The organism is Comamonas odontotermitis (assembly GCF_014207855.1).
In the GTDB taxonomy this organism is placed as follows: domain Bacteria; phylum Pseudomonadota; class Gammaproteobacteria; order Burkholderiales; family Burkholderiaceae_C; genus Comamonas; species Comamonas odontotermitis_A.
The window spans coordinates 1-19,223 of sequence record NZ_JACHKZ010000035.1 but is presented as its reverse complement, the minus strand read 5'-3'; the positions used below and the strand labels follow the sequence as shown (position 1 = coordinate 19,223).

15 protein-coding genes and 1 riboswitch are annotated in these 19,223 nt (G+C 59.6%); of the genes, 8 read left to right on the top strand and 7 right to left on the bottom strand.

Going from position 1 to position 19,223, the window contains the following annotated elements; genetic code table 11:
* Positions 1 to 78 precede the first annotated feature (78 nt).
* The 7 genes from ahcY to kdpF form a co-directional block, all read right to left on the bottom strand.
* Entirely contained in the window at positions 79 to 1,509 is a 1,431-nt protein-coding gene (gene ahcY, locus HNP33_RS18625; protein WP_184711253.1) for an adenosylhomocysteinase, read from the bottom strand.
* Between the two features lie 74 nt (positions 1,510 to 1,583).
* Positions 1,584 to 1,662: riboswitch (S-adenosyl-L-homocysteine riboswitch) on the bottom strand.
* Between the two features lie 223 nt (positions 1,663 to 1,885).
* Positions 1,886 to 2,596 carry a response regulator gene (locus tag HNP33_RS18620; RefSeq protein ID WP_184711255.1) on the bottom strand — a complete coding sequence of 237 codons (711 nt, stop codon included), beginning with the start codon at positions 2,594 to 2,596 and terminating at the stop codon, positions 1,886 to 1,888.
* Between the two features lie 13 nt (positions 2,597 to 2,609).
* Complete coding sequence (locus HNP33_RS18615; RefSeq protein WP_184711257.1) at positions 2,610 to 5,324, bottom strand: sensor histidine kinase; 2,715 nt, start codon at positions 5,322 to 5,324, stop codon at positions 2,610 to 2,612.
* Positions 5,325 to 5,358: 34 nt separating this feature from the next.
* A complete protein-coding gene (gene kdpB / locus HNP33_RS18610; RefSeq protein WP_184711259.1) occupies positions 5,359 to 7,461 on the bottom strand; it encodes a potassium-transporting ATPase subunit KdpB in 2,103 nt (700 codons plus the stop codon).
* 3 nt (positions 7,462 to 7,464) lie between these two features.
* On the bottom strand, positions 7,465 to 8,160 hold the full coding sequence (kdpC, locus tag HNP33_RS18605) for a K(+)-transporting ATPase subunit C (protein WP_184711261.1): 696 nt from the start codon (positions 8,158 to 8,160) through the stop codon (positions 7,465 to 7,467).
* A gap of 139 nt (positions 8,161 to 8,299) precedes the next feature.
* A complete protein-coding gene (kdpA, locus tag HNP33_RS18600; RefSeq protein ID WP_184711263.1) occupies positions 8,300 to 10,006 on the bottom strand; it encodes a potassium-transporting ATPase subunit KdpA in 1,707 nt (568 codons plus the stop codon).
* 116 nt (positions 10,007 to 10,122) lie between these two features.
* Entirely contained in the window at positions 10,123 to 10,323 is a 201-nt protein-coding gene (kdpF, locus tag HNP33_RS21120) for a K(+)-transporting ATPase subunit F (protein ID WP_233464603.1), read from the bottom strand.
* 146 nt (positions 10,324 to 10,469) lie between these two features.
* Between kdpF and HNP33_RS18590 the strand changes: the two genes are divergently transcribed.
* From HNP33_RS18590 to HNP33_RS18560, 8 genes are all read left to right on the top strand, one after another.
* A complete protein-coding gene (locus HNP33_RS18590; protein WP_184711265.1) occupies positions 10,470 to 11,480 on the top strand; it encodes an acyltransferase family protein in 1,011 nt (336 codons plus the stop codon).
* A 230-nt stretch (positions 11,481 to 11,710) separates the two neighbouring features.
* Positions 11,711 to 13,339 (top strand): peptide chain release factor 3, encoded by a 1,629-nt coding sequence (locus HNP33_RS18585; RefSeq protein WP_184711267.1) that lies wholly within the window; start codon positions 11,711 to 11,713, stop codon positions 13,337 to 13,339.
* A 188-nt stretch (positions 13,340 to 13,527) separates the two neighbouring features.
* A complete protein-coding gene (locus HNP33_RS18580; protein WP_184711269.1) occupies positions 13,528 to 15,642 on the top strand; it encodes a DUF7657 domain-containing protein in 2,115 nt (704 codons plus the stop codon).
* A gap of 56 nt (positions 15,643 to 15,698) precedes the next feature.
* Entirely contained in the window at positions 15,699 to 16,139 is a 441-nt protein-coding gene (locus HNP33_RS21300) for a glycosyltransferase (protein ID WP_325064961.1), read from the top strand.
* Positions 16,140 to 16,147: 8 nt separating this feature from the next.
* On the top strand, positions 16,148 to 16,666 hold the full coding sequence (locus HNP33_RS21295) for a hypothetical protein (protein ID WP_325064960.1): 519 nt from the start codon (positions 16,148 to 16,150) through the stop codon (positions 16,664 to 16,666).
* Positions 16,666 to 17,073, top strand: coding sequence for a GtrA family protein (locus HNP33_RS18570; RefSeq protein ID WP_184711271.1), 408 nt, complete (start codon positions 16,666 to 16,668; stop codon positions 17,071 to 17,073). Before HNP33_RS21295 ends, HNP33_RS18570 begins: the two co-directional genes overlap by 1 nt.
* A gap of 141 nt (positions 17,074 to 17,214) precedes the next feature.
* Positions 17,215 to 18,222: an acyltransferase family protein gene (locus HNP33_RS18565; RefSeq protein ID WP_184711273.1), complete on the top strand. Its 1,008-nt coding sequence runs from the start codon at positions 17,215 to 17,217 to the stop codon at positions 18,220 to 18,222.
* 81 nt (positions 18,223 to 18,303) lie between these two features.
* The gene (locus tag HNP33_RS18560) at positions 18,304 to 19,089 is read left to right on the top strand and encodes an HAD-IIB family hydrolase (protein WP_184711275.1); all 786 of its coding nucleotides are present in this window, start codon (positions 18,304 to 18,306) and stop codon (positions 19,087 to 19,089) included.
* Positions 19,090 to 19,223 lie beyond the last annotated feature (134 nt).

The window sequence follows — 19,223 nt, the reverse complement described above, 5'->3', positions numbered from 1 at the left end:
AGCTCTAAACAATCGCCAATAGCCATGATTTTTGCACCGTCTTTCTCTATGAAAGAACGGTGCAATGCAGTCTGAAGCTCAATAGCGGTATGTTTCAGGCTTGTAAGGGCCTTCCTTCTTCACGCCGATATAGGCCGCTTGTTCGTCGGTCAGCTCGGTCAGCATCGCGCCCACCTTCTTGAGGTGCAGGCGTGCCACCTTTTCGTCCAGAATCTTGGGCAGCACATAGACTTTGCCTACTTCGTAGGCTTCTGGCTTGGTGAACAGCTCGATCTGGGCGATGGTCTGGTTGGCGAACGAAGACGACATCACGAAGCTGGGGTGGCCCGTGGCGCAACCCAGGTTCACGAGGCGGCCCTTGGCCAGCAGGGTGATCTTCTTGCCGTCGGGGAAGGTAATCTGGTCGACCTGTGGCTTGACTTCTTCCCACTGGTACTTCTCGATCGACGCCACGTCGATTTCGTTGTCGAAGTGGCCGATGTTGCAGACGATGGCCTGGTCCTTCATCGCAGCCATGTGCTCATGGCGGATGATGTCCTTGTTGCCGGTGGTGGTCACAAAGATGTCTGCCTTGTCGGCAGCGTATTCCATGGTCACGACCTTGTAGCCTTCCATGGCGGCTTGCAGGGCGTTGATCGGATCGATCTCGGTCACCCACACCTGGGCCGACAGCGCGCGCAGTGCCTGGGCCGAACCCTTGCCCACATCGCCATAACCAGCCACGCAGGCCACCTTGCCGGCGATCATCACATCGGTGGCGCGCTTGATGCCGTCCACCAGCGACTCGCGGCAGCCGTACAGGTTGTCGAACTTGGACTTGGTCACCGAATCGTTCACATTGATCGCGCGGAACAACAAAGTGCCCTTGGCCGACATTTCGTTCAAGCGGTGCACGCCGGTGGTGGTTTCCTCGGTCACGCCCATGATCTGGGCCGACTTGCGGCTGTACCAGGTAGCATCGACAGCCAGCTTGGCCTTGATGGCGGTAAAAACGATTTTTTCCTCTTCGCTCGTGGGGTTGGCCAGCACGGACAGGTCCTTCTCGGCCTTCTTGCCCAGGTGCATCAGCATGGTGGCATCACCGCCGTCGTCCAAAATCATGTTTGGGCCTTCGCCTTCGGCGCCCTTGTCGCCAAATTCAAAGATCGCGTGGGTGTAATCCCAGTAGTCCTTGAGCGATTCGCCCTTGATGGCAAAGACGGGCGTGCCAGTCGCGGCAATGGCGGCGGCGGCGTGGTCCTGCGTCGAGAAGATATTGCACGAAGCCCAGCGCACATCGGCACCCAGCGCCTTGAGTGTCTCGATCAGCACGGCGGTCTGGATCGTCATGTGCAGCGAGCCGGTGATGCGGGCGCCCTTGAGGGGCTGCGCTGCAGCGAACTCTTCGCGGATGGCCATCAGGCCGGGCATTTCGGTTTCGGCGATCCTGATTTCCTTGCGGCCCCAGTCGGCCAGGGAAATATCGGCAATCGCGGAATCAGCAGGGTTGAAACGAACAGCAGCGTTCATGGTTTTCTCCAAAAAATGAATGAAAAACCACGTTCTACGGCAGAAGGAGATACACCATCTCACCGCACAGAAAGCGTGGGTGAGCGTCGTTGCGATAGGGGATCCGAGCCTCACGCCCCGCCTGATGGGGACGCTGCAACGCTCCTCGGATAGCGCGCCATTATAAACGCCGCCGCATCTTCTGCACCGCAGGAGGTTTCATGCGGGTTTACGGACCGGACGGGAGGCCGCACGCAGAATCTGCTGAAATTTCGAGCCATCCATATGGCAGGGAGCGGGGCCCTGGGCCTCGCAGCAACGCAGGTTAGCCGTGGCGAGACCCGAGCAGCGTGCCACCTTGCCAATATCGATGAGCATGCGTGGCTGTCATGCAGCGCTAAGCCGCTGCCAGCCCCCCCAGCCGGTAGCCCACCTGCAACTCGGTCTGCAGGTGCCGGGGCTGGGCTGGGTCTGCCTCAATCTTCTGGCGCAGATTGGCCATGTGCACGCGCAGGTAGTGGGGCCGGTCCAGGTATTCCGGCCCCCACACCTGCAGCAGCAGTTGGCGGTGCGTCAGCACACGGCCCTGGCCTGCGATCAGCGCAGCCAGCAGCCGGAACTCGATGGGCGTGAGGTGCACGACTTCCGCGCCCCGGCAGACTTCGTGCGTAGCCAGATCGACCGTTACCTCGCCAAAGCGTGCGCGGCTGGAAGGCGCCGCATCGGCAGGCATCTGCTGGCGGCGGCGCAGCAGCACACGCAGCCGCGCGAGCAGCTCCGGCACGCCAAAGGGCTTGGTCAGGTAGTCGTCGGCACCGGCGTCGAGGGCGGCCACCTTTTCCTCTTCGCGGTCTCGCGCCGACAGCACCAGCACCGGCAGCGGGCTCCAGCTGCGCAGTTCGGCAATCACGCTCTTGCCATCGGCATCGGGCAGGCCCAGGTCCAGCACCACCACATCGGGCTGGCGGCTGGCGGCCTCGATCAGCCCGCGCCGGGCCGTTTCCGCCTCGAACACCTGCCAGCCTTCGTCCTCCAGGGCCAGGCGGACAAAGCGGCGTATCGCCAGGTCATCTTCAATCAATAAAACACGGTGGGCTGCAACAGTCATGGGGAAAGCCGTTTCAATCGTCCAAAGCCGGTTGCTCGGGCACGGGCAGGTGGATGGCGAAGATCGTACCCTGCCCAGAGTCGGCGGAAGTGGCCTCCAGACGTCCGCCATGCGCTTCGACGATGCGCTGCGCCAGCGTGAGCCCCAAGCCCATGCCGGAGACGGAGGACTCGACCACGCCGCGCGTGAACGGCTCAAACAGCAGGGCCGCATCCAGGTGCGCAGGCAAGCCCGGCCCATCGTCCTGCACCGAGAGCAGGCAGTGGCTGAGGCCCTGTGCATCCTGCTGCACATGGCAGGCCAGCGTCAATGCTGTACCGGGCGGCGTGTATTTGGCAGCATTGTCCAGCAGGTTGACCAACACGCGCTCCATCAGCACCGCATCCACATGCAACAGCGGCAGGCCCGCTGGCAGGAGGGTACGCACCACATGCCCGGCCAGGCGGCCGTGCATCTGCCGCAGGGCGCTGCCCACCAACTCTTCGACTGGCAGCCATTCGCGCTTGAGATGTACTCCGCCCTGCTGCATGCGCGCCATGGCCAGCAGGTTGTCCACCAACTGCTGCAAGGCCTCCGCCTGGTTGCGGATCTGCACCAGCATGTCTGCCGCCGGACCCGGTGACACCCGCGGCAGGGCCGCCTGGGCCGCGCCCAGGATGCCAGTCAGCGGCGTACGCAGATCATGCGACACAGCAGACAGCAAGGTGTTGCGCAGCCGCTCGCCTTCCATGGCCACCTGGGTCTCCTGCGCCACCTCGACGAAGTGCACGCGTTCGAGTGCCAGCGCAATCTGGCTCGCACAGGCATCCAGCAGGCGGCGCTCTTCGGGCACCTGAAGCCGCTGCGGCCTGCGCAGGCGCAGCACCAGCACCCCGCGTGCGCGCACCGGCGCCATCAGCGGCACATACAGCGCGGGCGATGCAGGCAATGTGTCCGTGCCCTGCCCCGCAGGCTGGCCGTGTTCCATGCTCCAGCGCGCAATGCTGGCGTCCATGGCGCCCTCACTGCCCGCAACGGCATGCAGGCTTTCCTGCGCATCGGGCAATTGCAGCCCTGTCTGCGCGTCGAACACGCCTGACACCGTGGTAAGCGCAATCTGCGCCACCTGCGCCTGCGTGAGCGCGCCCGACAGGTCGCGCGCCAACCGCGCCAGCGCCCCGGCACGCCGCTCCCGCTCTGCCGCCACACGCGCCTCATGGCGCAACCGCGCCATGAGCTGGCCGCAGACCAGGGCCACGCCCAGCATCAGGCAGAAGGTGAAGATGTACTGCGTGTCATTGACGCTGAAGGAATTGCGCGGCGGCACAAAATAAAAGTCAAACAGCAGCACCGACAGCAGCGCTGCCCATGCGCCCGGCCCGCGCCCCCAGCGCAGCGACGAGAGCACCACCACCAGCAGGAAGAGCATGACCACGTTGGCCGGATCGAACACCTGCAGCAGCAGCTCAGCCCCCACCGCGGCAGCCACACAGGCCAGGGTAGCCCCGACGTAGCCCACCCAGGCGATCGGCTTGCGCTCATGCACGGGCTTGCGCACGGTGCTTCCGTTCTTCGGCGCAGGCGGAGACAGCACCAGCACATCCAGCCCTGGATCGAGCCGCGCAATCTGCTCGGGCAGGCTGGCCGCTGCCCATGGCAGCCAGCGCGATATGCGGCGCTGCACCCGCGCCAGCACCAGATGGCTGGCATTGCGCTCATGGGCAAAGGCCACCAGCGCCTGGGCCACGTTGGCGCCGGGGATCGTAGCCGTATCAGCGCCCAGGCGCGCGGCCAGCGCCAATGTTTTGAGCACCCCTTCCTGCGCGCGGCGCGGCCTGTGCTGGCGCTCGGGCGCGTCCACATAGACCACCATCCAGTCGGCTTCCAGCCGCCGCGCCAACCGCGCGACCTGGCGCACCAGCGCATCATCGCCCGCATGGCCGCCCACACCGACAAGCAACCGCTCGCGGGCAGGCCAGACTTCGCCAATGGCGCGCTCGCGTCGGTAGTCGCGCATGTCCTCATCCACGCGGTCGGCCGTGCGCCGCAACGCCAGCTCGCGCAGGGCCAGCAGATTGCCCAGGCGAAAGAAGTTGTGCGAAGCGCGCTCGGCCTGCTCCAGCGGGTAGACCTTGCCGGCCTTGAGGCGCTTGAGCAGCTCTTCGGGCGGAATGTCGACAACGATCACTTCATCAGCGTTGTCGAAAATCTGGTCGGGAACGGTCTCATGCACCTGGATGCCCACAATGCCGCCCACCACATCGTTGAGGCTTTCCAGGTGCTGCACATTGAGCGTGGTCCAGACATCAATGCCTGCGGCGAGCAGCTCCACCACATCCTGGCAACGCTTGGGATGACGTGCCCCGGGCACATTGCTGTGTGCCAGCTCGTCGAGCAGCAGCACCTCGGGGTGGCGCTGCAGCGCAGCGTCGAGATCGAACTCGGTCAACTGCCGCCCCTGGTAGGGCAGATGGCGGCGCGGCAGTTGCTCCAGCCCGTGTAGCTGTTGCTCGGTCTCGGCCCTGCCATGTGTTTCCACCAGGCCCACCAGGATGGAGCGGCCCGCATGCCGCTCGCGCTGCGCTGCAGCCAGCATGGCATAGGTTTTTCCCACACCGGCATTGGAGCCAAAGTAAATGCGCAACTTGCCGCGCGCAGCCTGCAACTGCTCGGCATGCAACTGCGCCACCAGCGCATCCGGGTCTGGACGCGCTGCGGGTACCGAAGGATTGCTGATGTTTACCGCCATCGTCTCGGCATTGTCGGTGTTTTCAGGGCCTGGCTCATACCAGCCCCAGCGCCGTCAGCAACACGTCGATGATCTTGATGCCCACAAACGGCACGATCAGCCCGCCCACCCCATAGATCAGCATGTTCCGCCGCAGCAGCACTGCCGCGCCCACGGCCTGGTAGCGCACACCGCGCAGGGCCAGCGGCACCAGGGCGATGATGATCAGGGCGTTGAAGACCACGGCGCTCAGGATGGCCGAGTCGGCACTGTGCAGCTGCATCACATTGAGCGACGCCAGCTGTGGGTAAGTGCCCACGAAGGCTGCAGGAATGATGGCGAAATACTTGGCCACATCGTTGGCAATGCTGAAGGTGGTGAGCGCGCCGCGCGTCATCAGCATCTGCTTGCCGGTTTCCACCACTTCGATGAGCTTGGTGGGGTTGCTGTCCAGATCCACCATGTTGCCAGCCTCCTTGGCAGCCTGCGTGCCGCTGTTCATGGCCACGGCCACATCGGCCTGGGCCAGCGCCGGCGCATCGTTGGTGCCGTCGCCCGTCATGGCCACCAGGCGGCCAGCGGCCTGGTGCGAGCGGATCAGGCGCAGCTTGTCCTCGGGGCGCGCCTCGGCCAGGTAATCGTCCACGCCCGCCTCGGCGGCAATGGCGGCGGCCGTGAGCGGGTTGTCGCCCGTCACCATCACCGTCTGGATGCCCATGCGGCGCAGCTCCGCAAAGCGCTCGCGCATGCCGGGCTTGACGATGTCCTTGAGCTCGATCACGCCCAGTACACGGGCTCCATCGGCGACCACCAGCGGCGTGCTGCCCTTGCGCGAGACATTGTCCACCGCCTGCTGCACACCGGCAGGCAGGTTGCCGCCCAGCGCCTCCACGTGCTGGCGCACCGCATCAAATGCACCCTTGCGCAGTTGGCGCAGGCCCTCTGGCGTGGACAGATCCACACCGCTCATGCGCGTCTGCGCAGTAAAGGGCACAAATTCTGCCGCAAGCTCTGCAGCGTTGCGTTCGGCAACGCCGTGGCGCTCCCGGGCCAAGGCCACGACGCTGCGGCCTTCGGGGGTTTCATCGGCTATCGATGCCAGTTGCGCGGCTTCAGCCAATTGCTGCACCGATACGCCCGGCGCAGGCAAAAATTCACTGGCCTGGCGGTTTCCCAAGGTGATCGTGCCAGTCTTGTCCAGCAGCAGCACATCCACATCGCCCGCAGCCTCCACGGCGCGGCCCGAAGTGGCGATCACATTGGCCTGCATCATGCGGCTCATGCCAGCAACGCCAATGGCCGACAGCAGCCCGCCAATGGTGGTGGGAATCAGGCAGACCAGCAGCGCCACCAGCACGGCCATGCCGACCACCGTGCCCGAACCCGCCTGCGCCACGGCAAAGGCCGAGAACGGCCACAGCGTCACGATCACCATCAGAAATACCAGGGTCAGGCCCACGAGCAGAATGGTCAGCGCCAGCTCATTGGGTGTCTTCTGGCGTTTGGCCGATTCAACCATGGAGATCATGCGGTCCAGGAAGGATTCACCAGGATTGACCGTGATTTCCACTACCAGCCAGTCCGACAGCACGCGCGTGCCGCCCGTGACCGAGGAAAAGTCGCCGCCTGCCTCGCGGATCACAGGGGCCGATTCGCCAGTAATCGCGCTTTCATCCACCGAGGCGACGCCTTCGATCACCGTGCCATCCAGGGCGATGGTGTCACCGGCCTCCACCACAATCACCACGCCCTTGCGCAGCTCGCTCGCCCGCACCGGAATCCATGCACTGCCGAAATGCGGCTGCTGCAGCACCTTGGCCACGGTATCGCGCTTCATGCTGCGCAAGCTGGCCGCCTGGGCGCGGCTGCGGCCCTCAGCCAGCGCCTCGGCAAAGTTGGCGAACAGCACCGTGAACCATAGCCACAGCGCAATCGCCAGTGCAAAGCCAGCGCCTTCGCTACCTGCGGCGGATGCCGGCTCACGCAGGTTCTGCACCCACAGCAGCGTGGTCAGGATGGCGCCCAGATAGACCACGAACATCACAGGATTGGCCCATTGCGTGCGCGGCGAGAGCTTGCGCATCGCATCGAACAGGGCATCGCGCACCAGGCTTGGCTCGAACAGGCTCGCGCCTGCCTTCACTTTATGGCTGCTCATGGCTTACTCCTTTGCAACGGGCTGCTGTGCATCCAGCGCCAGATTGAGGCGCAGCACATTGACACGAGGCTCGCCCAGCAGCCCCAAGGTGCGCTCCTGCGTGCTCTGCGCAATCAGCTGCCGCACCTGCTCTTGGGACAATCTGCGCGCCTGCGCCACACGCGGCATCTGCAGCAAGGCATTGGCCACGGAGATGTGCGGATCCAGACCCGAGGCCGAAGCCGTCACCGCGTCCACGGGCACCACGGCATCGGCGGCCAAGGCGTTGTCGGCGCGGTACTGCGCCACGCGAGCGGCAACAGCCTCTGCCAGATCCTTGTGCGTGGCCCCCTGGTTGCTACCGCCCGACAGGCCAGCGTTATAGGGCGCAGCGATGCTGGCGCCTTCGTTGTCGGGGTCTGGCGCCACCGTGGCGCTCGGCCTTCCGCGGAAGTAACTGGCACCCGCAAATGGTTGGCCGATGAGCGCCGAGCCCACCACCTGGCCATTGCGTTCCACCAGGCTGCCACTGGCTGCATGCGGCAACAGGACCTGGGCCACGCCGGTGGTCACCAGCGGGTAGGCAATGCCGCCTGCCAGCATGACGGCCACAGCCGCGCGCACGCTGCTGGCCACCAGATGCCCCCAGGAGGGCGAGGACGATTCGGCATCCGCAGCCGACGCTACGGGTGCGGAGAGAGAAAGAGATGAGGATTTCATGGTGTTGCTCCGAATGGAGATATCAGTGCTCCCTGGCATCGCCCCAGGCTCTGAAACCGGCATTCCCCATGTGCGGGCAGCCGAGCAAGGGCCGCCCTGCAGCTGGGGGAAGGCGCGAAGCGACTCAGGGGGGCACACATCAGGGGTAGAGGTGTCCCACCAGCATTTGCAGGTGCTCCACGACAGGCCCCAGCGCCAACGCTGGCAAAAAGGTGAGCCCGCCCACCACCAGCACCACAAACACCAGCAGGCCCATGAACAGTGGCGATGCCGTGGGAAAGGTGCCGGGCCCCGCAGGCACCGTGGTTTTGTCCGCCATGCTGCCAGCCACCGCCAGCATGGGCAGCAGCGTGAGAAAGCGCCCCACGATCATGGCCAACCCCAGCGTGGTGTTGAAGAACGGCGTATTGGCATTCAACCCCGCAAAGGCCGAGCCGTTGTTGGCGGTGGCCGAGGTATAGGCATACAGAATTTCCGAGAAGCCGTGCGGCCCACGGTTGTTCAGGCTGTCGGATGCGCCTGGCCACAGCATGGCCAGCGCCGTGAATCCCAGAACGCTGGCCGGATGCGCCAGCACCGAGAGCATGACCAGCTTGATCTCGCGCACCTCGATCTTCTTGCCCAGGAACTCCGGCGTGCGGCCAATCATCATGCCTGCCAGAAATACCGTGAGGATGGCGTACTGGATCAGGTTGATCAGCCCCACGCCATCGCCACCGAACACGCAGTTGAGCATCATCAGCGCCAGCGGCGTGATGGCACCCAGGGGCGTGAGCGAATCGTGCATGGCATTGACCGAGCCTGTAGTGGCCGCCGTGGTGGTGGTCACGAACAGCGCGGTGTCGGCAATGCCAAAGCGCAATTCCTTGCCCTCCATATTGCCGCCTGGCTGCGCAAGACTCCACTGCTGGTCGGCCCCGGCGCGCGCCAGCAGGCTGCTGCCCTGCTGCTCCGCCATGAACACCAGGCTCAGAAAGCCCACGAACATCACCATGCAGGCGCCATACAGCACCCAGCCCTGGCGGCGGCGCAGCAGCATGGAGCCGAATGCATAGGTCATGCTCGCGGGAATCAGCAGCATGGCCAGGATGTGCAGCATATTGGTAAGCGGGGTCGGATTTTCGAACGGATGCGCGGCGTTCGCATTGAAGAAACCGCCGCCGTTGGTGCCCAGATGCTTGATGCTCTCCAGACTGGCCACAGGTCCGGTCAGCAGCTGCTGGCGCGCGCCTTCGAGCGTGCTTGCCCATGTCTCGGTGTGCAGCGTCTGAGGAACGCCCTGCCATACATAGACCAGCGCCAGCACAAAAGACAGCGGCAGGAGCACGCGCCAGAACACGCGCACATAGTCCACCCAGTAGTTGCCGACGTCCTTGCTGCTGGAACGTGCGAGGCCCCGCACAAAGCCAGCGCCTGCGGCGACGCCCGTGGTCGCCCCCGCAAACATCAGAAAGGTGATGACCGCCATCTGCGTGGCATTGGAGAGGCTGCTTTCCCCTCCATAGGCTTGCCAATTGGTGTTGGTGATGAACGAAGCTGCGGTGTTGAACGCCAGATCAGGTGCCTGGGCTGCAATCTGCAGCGGATTGAGCGGCAGCCAGCCCTGCAGCCGCAGCACCAGGTAGCCCAGCAGCATCATCGCCGCATTGGACAGCAGCAGGGCCGCGCCATAGCGTTGCCAGCCCATGCGCTCGCCGGGGTTCACACCCAGAGCATGGTAACTAAGCCGCTCCAGCCAGGTGTGGTGGTCGCTGGTGAAACAGCGCGCCAGCCACTGGCCCATGGGAACGACCAGTATCGTCAGAACCGCGAGCATCGCGGCAAATTCCATCCAGGGTAACCACATGGTGTGCTCCCTGTCAGATACGCGTCAGCACGCGCACAAAGCCCAGCAGGCCAACAAAGCAGGCAAGTGTCAGGCTCACAAAAATCAGGTCTTGCAGCATTTGCATGGTGCCCCCTTTAGAATTTTTCGGGGCGCAGCAGCGCGTAGCCGAGATAGACAAAGAGCCCGCCAGCGGCAAGCACCGCCAATACTTCTACCCAGTGGTAAGGCATTTCCATTTCCTCCAGCCCCGCCCGGGCGCTCAATGTGCGCAGACGAAGCCATACAACGGCGCTGGCCCAACGCCAACCCTGGAAGAAATGTAAAAATATGCGCATCAAGCGCGTATAGAGAATGGGGCAGGTGGTATCAAGATCGCATCAAGATGGGTGCAGGAACATGCACCCGCAACCGACTGATGAGCGCCATCAGCTATGAAAGGTATAGTGGCGCAGCGTTTTTCCCCTTTGGCATCTCTTTTTCCATGGCATCCACTTCGCACCGCGGCAACTCGTTCGACATCCTCCGGATTTGCGCAGCGCTGGCCGTGATCGTCTGCCACCACTACTACATCATTGACCACGAGGGCCCCAGCTGGATGAATGTCGGCATGATCGGCGGCGTAGCCGTGATGACCTTCTTCACCATCAGCGGCTACCTGGTCACCACGAGTTGGCTGCGCGAGCCGCACCTGGTCAAGTTCTCTGCCAAGCGCCTGCTGCGCCTTTGGCCCGGCATGCTGGCCGCAGTGGTGCTGAACATCTTTGTATTTGGCCTGCTGTTCACCAATCTGCCCGCCAGAGAGTTCCTGAGCCATGGCCAGACGCTGGAGTACTTCAAGAACCTGCTGCTATACCGGGCTTACGTCAATCTGCCCGGGGTGTTTGTGCACAACCCTCTGTCAACGCTGATGAATGGGCCGCTGTGGACGATCCCCATCGAAACAATGTGCTACGCGGCGCTGGCCGCGGCGGGCGTGGTGGGCGTCTTTCGTCAACGCTGGATTGCGACCTTTGCCCTGCTCGGCTACATCCTGGTGTTCATCGTGGGCTACAACGCCGATTTCTGGGGTGTGATGATGCACGGGTACGAATACCCGGCGTACTTTGCCTGTGGCGCGCTGATTGCACTGCACCGGGACCGTTTCCTGCCCCATGCCGCCGCCATCACCTTCGGCCTCATTCCGATTGCCCTGTTCTTCTGGCTTACCGGGCTGCAACACACATCCGGCCTGCTGGTGCTGCCAGCGCTGCTCATCTACCTGGGAAGCACGACATCGGTTTTTTCCGGATGGGTCAGCCGCCTGGGCGATCCCTCCTACGGCGTCTACCTCTCGGGATGTCCCATCGCACAGACTGTGTATGCACTGTGGCCGTCGATGAACTTCTATGCCAGCATGGCGTTGTCCTGTGTGCTGTCGATGCTGCTGGGCTATCTGTTGTGGCACTGGATTGAAGCACCTGCGCTGCGTTTGAAGCGCCTGCTGACCAGGTGAGCGCAACGCCCGAGCCATCTGCATCCCCACTCCCACGAGCGCAGCGCGTCACGCCATGGCGGCGCATCGAATCGCAGGCGCTTCGCTACAAGCGCCCTGGTTTTTTACGTAAAGCAGGCTCTTTGGGCAAAGATTGCTCCATCCGCTAAAATTGCACCAGTTTCAGCCAGCGCCTGCTGGCTTTGTTTTTTGCAGTCCTGCACGGACTCGCGCTCATTTGCACCGCTACTGTGTCCTACGCTCCCGAAACCCGCCGCCGCCGCACCTTCGCCATCATCTCCCACCCGGACGCTGGTAAGACCACGCTGACTGAAAAACTGCTGCTGTTCTCGGGTGCCATCCAGATCGCAGGCGCCGTCAAGGGCCGCAAGGCCAGCCGCCATGCCACATCCGATTGGATGGAGATCGAAAAGCAGCGTGGTATCTCGGTGGCCTCATCGGTGATGCAGATGAGCTACCGCGACCATGTGATCAATCTGCTCGACACCCCTGGCCACAAAGACTTCTCGGAAGACACCTACCGCGTGTTGACGGCCGTGGACTCGGCACTGATGGTGATTGATGCGGCCAATGGTGTGGAAGCACAGACCCGGCGCCTCATCGAAGTCTGCCGCCAGCGTGACACCCCCATCATCACCTTCGTCAACAAGATGGACCGCGAAGTGCGTGATCCACTGGACATCATGGACGAGGTGGAACGCGAGCTGGGCATGCCCTGCTGCCCCATCACCTGGCCCGTGGGCCAGGGCAAAAGCTTTGGCGGCATCATCAACCTGCGCTCGCAGAGCATGACAGTGTTTGCCGCGGGCAGCGAAAAGCGCCCGCAGGATTTCGAAGTGATCCCGCTGTCGGATACGGACAAGCTGCGCGCCCGCTTCGGCCAGGCCTTCGACGATGCGCTCGAATCCATGGAACTTGCCGTAGGCGCCTCTGCGGAATGGGACCACGAAGCCTTCCTGGCAGGCAAACTCACCCCCGTGTTCTTTGGCTCGGGTGTGAACAACTTCGGGGTGATGGAAGTGCTGGATGCCGTGGTCGACATGTCGCCACCGCCCGGCCCACGTGTAGCATTTACCGAAGTGAACCGCAATCGCGAAGAGCGCACCATTCACCCAGAAGACAAAAGCTTCTCTGGCGTGGTGTTCAAGGTGCAGGCCAACATGGACGCCAACCACCGCGACCGCATCGCCTTCGTGCGCGTGGCCTCGGGCAAATACACACCGGGCATGAAGATGAAAGTGCAGCGTACCGGCAAGGAGCTGCGCCCCACATCGGTGGTCACCTTCATGTCCCAACGCCGCGAAGCAGTCGATGAGGCCTACGCAGGCGACATCATCGGCTTTACCATCCATGGCGGCGTACAACTGGGCGACTCCATCACCGACGGCCCCAGCCTGCAATTCACGGGCCTGCCTTTCTTCGCGCCTGAAATGTTCATGACCGTGGTGCTGAAGAACCCGCTGCGCACCAAGCAATTGCAACAGGGCCTGATGCAGCTTGGCGAAGAAGGCGCCATCCAGGTGTTCAAACCCGATGTCGGCGGCAACATGCTGCTGGGCGCCGTGGGTCAGTTGCAGTTTGAAGTGGTTCAGCACCGACTGAAAACCGAATACGACTGCGATGTGCGCCTGGAAGGCTGCCAGTACACCGGCGCGCGCTGGATTACGGCCGATTCGCCTGCCGAGCTGCGCGAATTTGAAAACGCCTACCCCATGCGCCTGGCCCACGACGCAGCCGACACCCTGGCCTATCTGTGCACCAGCCCCTACGACGTGCGCCTGGCGCAGGAGCGCTTCCCCAAGATCCATTTCCATCCACTGCGAGAGCACGCGGGGTTGAGCCTTAGCAGTGCAAATTAATCATCCATTGAATGCCGATCAAGATTTATGATCAGCACTATTATCAATGCGAAGTAGTAGCGTAATATGGCAAACGCGATATTACGCAAGGCCTTTCCGAGCTAAGCATTACTCGCAAAAATTTAAATTGGCTGAATCAAACGCCTTGCACCAGTTTCGCAGAACTGAAAGAAATTAGAAAGTATTCAATGAAAAAAATACAATTCAAACAGATATTTTTATTTCTTTTCCTGCTGACTGGCATCATATATATCAGCAATACATGGTCTCCATCATCCTATGCCTATTTTCTAAAAGATCATCTCGGCTATGAGGAGATAAAACCAGATTTTGGACAGGCAAGACCAGTACGCAGCGATGAATGGGCAGTTGTCACGCCCATGACACAGGCAACAGTGCGTAATCATTTTGAACGGTACAACAAGACATCGTTGTATCAAGAAGATCTGCGTATCAACTATGGATTACCGATAGCTGACTGGGGTATTATTTTCAAGCCCACCATGTGGCTGTATGGATTAGTCAACCCCGCATATGCATACTCATTTCACTGGTTTGCCATTTTTTCGCTCTTCATTGGCGGCTACGCCTTTCTTTTCACAAAATTCGGCGCCACAAATAAGATAGCGTTATTGCTTTCTTTTGGACTCTACTTTACTGGGTTCAGTCAATTCTGGTGGAATGAAAAAGGACCATTGATTGCACTTTTTCCCTGGGTTATCATTCCATTTTTTCTAAAAATAAAGCCTATCTGGCAGCTTTCTCTTTTTTATTATTTTGCAGTTTCTTGGTTGCTGACAAATTTATATCCACCGGTACAAATTTCTCTGGCCTTTGTAGGTTTTATTGTATTACTACTACTACAGCCAAAACTGTTCAAATTACCAACTTTCGTCTATCTTCTCATTTTTGCCGGATTAGCAGCAGGTACAGCTGCACTCTATCTGTATGACTACCTGAAAGAGACAAGTGCGACTGTCTATCCTGGTGGACGGCATTTTAGTGGAGGAAATGTTCCCAGTAGATTTTGGCTTTCATGGCTCTTTCCCGGAATCAACTTCTCTTGGAGCTACAAAGATCTTATCGGAATGAACATGTCCGAAGTTGGAGCAGTAGGTATGTATTACTACATCTCCGTATTGTGTCTTTTGAACTATAAGAATTTTCACACCCTCTGGCTTGAAAAAGAAAACCAAAAAATCTTTGTTGGATTGACCATTGCATTTTTTATGCAATGTGCATGGATGTTTCTTCCAGTTCCAGCCAATGTGGGAATGATTTTACTTTGGGATAATGTTCAACCTCTCAGAATGCAGTTTGCAAGCGGTGTCATATTGACGTTCTTGGTATTTTACACTGCAAATATTGTTGGCATTGTATTTTCTTGGCACCGTTTATTATTATTGCTCATAATAGCCACTGCCGGCTGGGGGTTTTTTAAATACACTATCGCCCCCACTCGCTGGGAAGACTTGGTATTCTTACCAATCATCGGCCTTGCATATCTGGCCGCAAGAAATAAACCGCACCGTGCTCATAGCGCCATCATTATTGCATCGGTGATTTTTGGCACACTTTTCTTTGGAAGATTTAACCCATTGCAATCGGCATGGCCTATATTTAATTTAGAGGACAATCATGTTGTTAAATATTTGCGCAACGAAGAAAAAGTCAATGACAACCTCTTGGTCGTCACTGACTTGCCGGGAGCTACAGCCAATGGATTCGGCTTTCGATCTCTAAGCCATGTAACACCTGTACCACACATGGATTTCTGGAAAAAATCTTTCCCAGAAACCTCTGCCGATGAATTGAATTACATCTTCAATCGCTATTCACACATTAATCCATACCCTTCACTAAGACCATCGCTTCGGCAGGCGGATTCCCTTGAGGTTCCCATCAATCGTTTTTCAAAGATGAAAAATGCAGTTGCTGTTCAAAACTATTCTTCGAAACTCGATAAAATCGGGATGTTCAATATTGACAAGATATATGCTGATGCAGTCGTTTTTAATGGCTGGGGTGGATGGCAAGGAGAGATGAAATCACGTGATATAGAAATCATGGTAGAGCCACCATCACCGCATCAAATTGAATGGATCACGACGATCCGATCTGATTTACCGAGAAATACAGCCAATAAAATATCGGCATTGAATGGTTTTAGACTGACTCTTCCGCGTAGTGATGGCACACTGCCTCACTGTCTGTCATTGATCAGCGTAGATCAAAAGACAGGCGTTCGTTATCTGATGGACAATCCACCTACCCTGCCTTATTGTCAATCTTCGATCAACTAATCCAGAAATGGCTGCTTTAAAATTGCGGCCATTTTGCTGCTTTCATTTGCATGACTATGAGTGAACGTCCGCTACTTCTCTACCGCAATCTACGCATTGCCGTCATCCTCCCCTGCCACAATGAGGAGTTGACGGTGCGCCCGGTGGTCGAGGGCTTTCGCGAGGCGTTGCCCGAAGCGGAAATCTACATCTTCAATAACCTTTCGACCGATCGCACCGCCGAGCTTGCCATCGAAGTCGGGGCCCATTTGCGCAACGTCAATCTCAAGGGCAAAGGCAATGTGGTGCGCCGCATGTTCGCCGATGTGGATGCCGATGTGTATGTGATGGCCGACGGCGATGCGACCTACCACGCCCCGTCTGCGCGCATTCTGATCGACAGGTTGATCGATCAGCAGTTGGACATGGTCGTGGGTGCGCGCGTGGAAGCCGAGCTGGAATCGGGAGACAAGGGCGAGACCTACCGGCCGGGCCATCGCAGGGCAATAAGCTGCTGACAGGCACCGTGCAGAAGATCTTTGGCGGGAGCTTTCGCGACATGCTCTCTGGCTACCGGGTGTTTTCGCGGCGCTATGTCAAATCCTTCCCTGCGCATTCACATGGTTTCGAGATCGAAACAGAGTTGAACGTGCACGCGCTGGAATTACGCATGCCGTGTACCGAAATCGACACGCCTTATGGCGCAAGGCCCGAAGGGTCAGCGAGCAAACTGTCCACCTACCGCGACGGTTGGCGCATTCTCAAGACCATTGGCCGGCTTGTTGTGAGTGAAAAGCCGCTGCAGTTCTTTGGCTTGCTGGGTGCCGGTCTGGCTCTATTGGCGATGTTGCTGGCTGCGCCTATCCTGATCGAGTATGGCCATACCGGATTGGTGCGGCGCTTTCCAACCCTGGGCCTGGTCACCGCCTTGGTGGTGTGTGGAGGTATCTCCTTTGTCACAGGGCTGATTCTGCAGGCCATTACCCTGGCCCGCCGGGAGGCCAAGCAATTTGCCTATCTGGCAAATACAGCGGCTGGAAAGTGATGCCATTCGGAATCAGCCGCTCGTTTTTCTGGTTTCTGGTTGCGGGCGGATTGGCGTTTCTGGTGGATGTAGGCGTGCTGACCTTGTTGCGCGACGTCTTGGGGGTGTATGCAGCACGGGCCGTGTCATTCTGGCTCGCTGCCACCACCACTTGGTTGATCAACCGAAATATCTCCTTTGCCGGCCGCCACGCATCGGGCGGACTTTGGCCCGAATATCTGCGCTACCTGGGCTTGATGCTTGGTGGCGGCGCGGTGAACCTTGCCGTTTACTCGCTCTTGGCCTGGGCATTGCCACAAGGGCCATGGTGGCTCATGCTGTACGTAGCGGCAGGCACCGTAGCAGGCCTGGCAGTCAACTACCTGGGGCTGAGTCGGCTGCTGTACCGCGCGCCGCAAAAAGACTAGACCAATGACCATGGCTGGCCATTTATTGCATACATGGAACGCGCTGCAATGTCCTTGGCAGGCGCTCGTACATGCAGCGCATACAGGTGACCCGCGCCCGCAGTCTGGCCACGCAAGGGCTGGCTGCTGTCCAAGGAGTGCATGAAACCAATGGATTTGCGCCCCGCCAACAATTTCGACGCACTGCGTCTGTTTGCAGCACTGGCCGTGCTCTACAGCCATCAGTTTCCAATCACAGGCACAACCCCGCCTGCCTGGATGAACGTGCCGATGATCGGGGGTGCGGCCGTGATGGTTTTTTTTGTCATCAGCGGCTATCTGGTTACCTTGAGCTGGTGGGCCCAACCTCGGCTCTTGCCTTTTGTGGCCAAGCGGGTCTTGCGAATCTGGCCAGCGCTGGTGGTGGTGGTCTTGCTCGCAGTGCTGGTATTGGGGCCAGTATTTACCAATGTGCCAGCAAAAGACTATTGGAAAAATGCCGTGACCTGGGATTACCTGCGCAACATTGCGCTGCAGGTACGCTTCAATCTACCAGGTGTTTTTGCCAGCCACCCTCTGGTCAGTACCGTCAATGGTTCGCTGTGGACCATCCCTATCGAGGTGGCCTGCTATGCGGTGCTTGCCGGCTGCGGCCTGTTGGGATTGCTGCGGTTTCGGCGAGTATGGGCGCTGCTTTGCCTCGCTTACCTGGCCTGGTTTCTCTCGACCATGACGGTGGATTTGACAGGCTCCATGCACCACTACTGGGAGTTTCCTGCCTACTTCGTCTTTGGCTCCTTGATTGCCACATTCAACAAGCCGTTTTTGCAGCGCCGTGCATTGTTTGCTGCGGCCGCGTGCGCTTGCGCACTTGTGGCATATGCGCTTGGGTTCTCGTATTCAGCGCTTTTGCTGTTCATGCCCGCCACCTTGCTGGCTGTGGGCACTGCTTCGTGGCCACCACTGACCCAGGCAGGCCGGTTCGGCGATGTATCGTATGGCGTGTATCTCTATGCCTTCCCGATTCAGCAATGCGTACACGCGCTCGCCCCTGGCCTGGGCTTTGTCACCAGTCTAGCCATGGTGGCTGTACTCACGCTCGCGGCAGGGTGGCTGTCCTGGCGATTTGTGGAAGAGCCAGCTTTGCGCCTGAAAGCCTATTTGCGATGATTCGCTGAAGCGGAGTAGAAAACAAACAAATTTCTGCACCACGTCTTTTACCTCGCATCTTTGATTAGCCCCGTTTTTGTAATGCAAGCTCTTGATACCTGGAATCCTTCCCACGGCCCTATTGTTGGCCTGTTGACCGATATTGATGACACCCTCACCACCGAAGGCGTGGTTCCCGCCACAGTGGTGCAAGCCATTGCTGCGCTCAAGGCCAGAGGCATGGCGGTGATTCCGATCACGGGGCGCCCCGTGGGCTGGAGCGTGCCATTTGCGCAAGAGTGGCCCGTTGACGCCATCGTGGCGGAGAACGGCGCAGTAGCGCTGCGCCGCAATGCCCAGGGGGAACTGGACAAACTCTACCAACAAGATGACGCAACACGCATTGCCAACTATTCCAGGATGCAGGCAGTGCTAGAGCAGATTGAAGCAACGGTACCAGGCGCGCAGCGTGCCACTGACTCAGCGGGCCGCGAATGTGATATTGCAGTGGACCACAGCGAATTCACCCACATGCCGCAGGCACAGATCGACCAATGCGTCACCATCATGCGGGCCGCAGGCATGAATGCCACGGTCAGCTCCATCCATATCAACGGCTGGTTTGGCGAGCATAACAAGCTCGAAGGCGCGCGCTGGATCGTGAAGACCCTGTTTGGCAGGGATCTGGATGCCGAGATCGGTCAGTGGTGCTACATCGGTGATTCCACGAATGACCAGTTGATGTTCCAGCACTTTGAAAACAGCTTTGGCGTCGCCAATATTGCGCGGTTTGTGCCCCAACTGTCGCACCTGCCACGTTATGTAACGCGCGGAGAGCGCGGCGAGGGCTTTGTGGAGCTGGCCGAACGTTTGTGCGCCGTGGCTTGAGTGAGAGAGAAGATAACTCCCCACACTTTCTCACTGCGAATGGCTTTGTTGCATAAATCGGTTTGAGACTGAGTCTCCCCAAACCCCAGACGTAGTTATGCCACGGCCACCGTTTGGGGCGTGCCCAGCTCGGT